The following is a 2,440-nucleotide window of genomic DNA, read 5'->3' on the forward strand; positions in this document are numbered from 1 at the left end:
TCGACACCGTAGGGCTCAAGAACAACTGGTGAGGAGTGTGCTGTTTCCGGGATAGGTCCGGCGATGACCGCGGAGGGGGCGGTTTTGGTTCGAGGTGAGGTGCTCAATCTGTGTCCTAGAGGGTCGGCGTTGATGCGAGAAGAATTTTGGTGTAGTCGTTCTGTGGGCTCGCGAAGAGGGAATCTGCGGGACCGTACTCGACGATGCTGCCGTTGTAGAGAACGGCCACGTTATCGCTCATGAATTCGACGACCGCCATGTCATGGCTGATGAAGACCATGGACAGCTTCCGTTCCTCCTGGATGTCTTTGAGGAGGTTGAGGACGGTCGCTTGCACGGAGACGTCCAAGGCAGAAACTGGTTCGTCCGCGACGATGAGTTCAGGTTCGAGGGCAAGGGCTCGTGCGATGGAGATGCGTTGACGTTGCCCTCCGGAGAACTCGTGGGGTCTGCGGTCCAGCCATTTCCGTGCCAGTTGCACTTCATCGGCCAGTAATATAGCCCGCTTGTCGCGTTCTTCCCGTGTGTAAAGGCCCTGCACGCGCAGTGGCTCGCACAGCAGTTCGTGCAGGGACATTCGTGGGTTGAGGGAGTTGGATGAATCCTGGAAAATCATCTGCATCGTGCGTCGCTTTTGGCGCATCTCCGCTTTGTTGAGGTGTTCGAGTTCGTCTCCCAGAACGGTGATTGTTCCTGATGTTGGCTTGGCCAGTCCGATCGCCATCCGGCCCACTGTGGATTTGCCGGAACCTGACTCACCAACGAGACCGAGGATTTCGCGGCCTCGCAGGGTCAGGTCGACGTTCTTGACGGCGTGGTGGACCGAGCGTTTAATCAGTGAGCCGAATTTGAAGTCCTTACACACGGCTGACATGCTCAGGACGGGCTGGCCCGTCGGGACAATGTTCATTTTTCCTCCGTCGAGGTCGAAGCCGCCGGTGCCAGCTTGGTGAACTTCGACTTGTCGATGACCGGGAGCCGATGTTGCTTCTGGCCCAGCCGCGGGGAAGCATCCATGAGGCCTCTGGTGTAGGGGTGGGCCGGGGAGTGGATGATTTGTGAGGTAGCCCCTTGTTCCATGACGTTCCCTTCGAGCATCACGACGACCTGGTCTGAGTACTTCGCGATGAGGCCGAGATCGTGGCTTATGAGTACCAGGGCCAGCCCCATGTCGTCTCGAAGCTGCACCAGCAGGTCCAGGATTTGCTTTTGGACTGTGGCATCCAGGGCCGTCGTGGGCTCGTCTGCGATTAGCAAGCGAGGCTGGCAGGATATTGCCATCGCGATCATGACACGCTGGCGCATCCCTCCTGAGAGTTCATGGATGTGGGAACGGAGAACCCCCCTGGATGGCGGGATGCCGACTTGGTCAAGGAGATCGGCTGCGCGGCGGCTTGCCTCTTGCTTCGTAAGCTTCAGGTGATATCGAAGGGGGCGAATCATCTGCTCACCGATGGTCAGGAGCGGGTGAAGCGCCGACATCGGTTCCTGGAAGATGTAGCCGATGCCGGGACCGGACATTTTGCGGCGCTTGGTCGAAGAGAGACTAAGGAGTTCGGTTCCGTCGTATTGAACAGTTCCGGTGGCGGTGGCAACGTCTGGGAGGATTCCCATGATGGCGTTGGCTGTCATTGATTTGCCGGAGCCGCTTTCTCCCACGATTCCGACGGTCTCCCCTTTGCGCAGTTCGAAAGAGACTTCGCTGACCACGCGGCTGCGCCCTGAACCTGTGGCGACATCTATGTTGAGGTTTCTAACACTGAGGAGAGGCGAATTGGTGGTAATCATGTCAGGCCTCCTTTGAATCAAGCCGGATGCGGGGATCCAAGAATGCGTAGGTCAGGTCAACCAGCAGGTTCACAACGACGAACACAACTGCGATGAAGAAGATGCATCCTTCGATCACCGGATAGTCACGCCGCTGGACCGCGATCAGTAGTAGCTGGCCGAGTCCTGGGATGGAGAATACGGATTCGGTAACGACGGCTCCGCCGAGCAGACCTGCGGCCGCGACGCCAACCATTGTTACGATCGGCACGAGGGCAGAGCGGAAGATGTACCGGCTGGTGATGACCCGCTCGGGAATTCCCTGGGCCCGTGCAGTGGTCACGTAGGGCTGGTTCTTTGCATCCATGACGCCGTTGCGTGAGTAACGGTAGAGCGTTGCCGCCTCCAGCAGCCCCAGTGACAGTGCAGGAAGCGCCATGTAGTAAAAGAACTTCAACGGGTCTTGGAAAATGCTGGTGAACCCTGCAACGGGAAGGACCTTGAGGAGCACACCAAAAACGAAGATCATCAGGATGGCCAGCCAGAACGTGGGCATCGCGATTCCGACTGCCGATCCCACGACGAATGCCTTGTCCAGCTTCCGGTTTCTCAGGGTCGCAGAGAAGGCGCCCAGGGCCGGGCCGACAAGCACGGCTATCAAGAGTGCAAACAC

At 58.2% G+C, this 2,440-nt stretch carries 3 protein-coding genes; all 3 read right to left on the minus strand.

What is annotated here, in order from left to right:
• Window positions 1-115: 115 nt before the first annotated feature.
• On the minus strand, window positions 116-910 hold the full coding sequence (locus HP499_RS23385; protein WP_172326442.1) for an ATP-binding cassette domain-containing protein: 795 nt from the start codon (window positions 908-910) through the stop codon (window positions 116-118).
• On the minus strand, window positions 907-1,788 hold the full coding sequence (locus HP499_RS23390) for an ABC transporter ATP-binding protein (RefSeq protein ID WP_216660273.1): 882 nt from the start codon (window positions 1,786-1,788) through the stop codon (window positions 907-909). The genes HP499_RS23385 and HP499_RS23390 overlap by 4 nt, the downstream gene beginning before the upstream one ends.
• A gap of 1 nt (window position 1,789) precedes the next feature.
• Window positions 1,790-2,440, minus strand: a 651-nt coding sequence (locus tag HP499_RS23395) for an ABC transporter permease (protein ID WP_172326443.1), incomplete at its 5' end; no start/stop codon positions are given.

The sequence above is a fragment of the Paenarthrobacter sp. CM16 genome (assembly GCF_013179505.1).
Classification (GTDB): Bacteria; Actinomycetota; Actinomycetes; order Actinomycetales; family Micrococcaceae; genus Arthrobacter.

Coding starts and splice junctions, on each gene's coding strand:
- HP499_RS23385 (WP_172326442.1), bottom strand. CDS start 910: ATGAACATTGTCCCGACGGGCCAGCCCGTCCTGAGCATGTCAGCCGTG.
- HP499_RS23390 (WP_216660273.1), bottom strand. CDS start 1,788: ATGATTACCACCAATTCGCCTCTCCTCAGTGTTAGAAACCTCAACATA.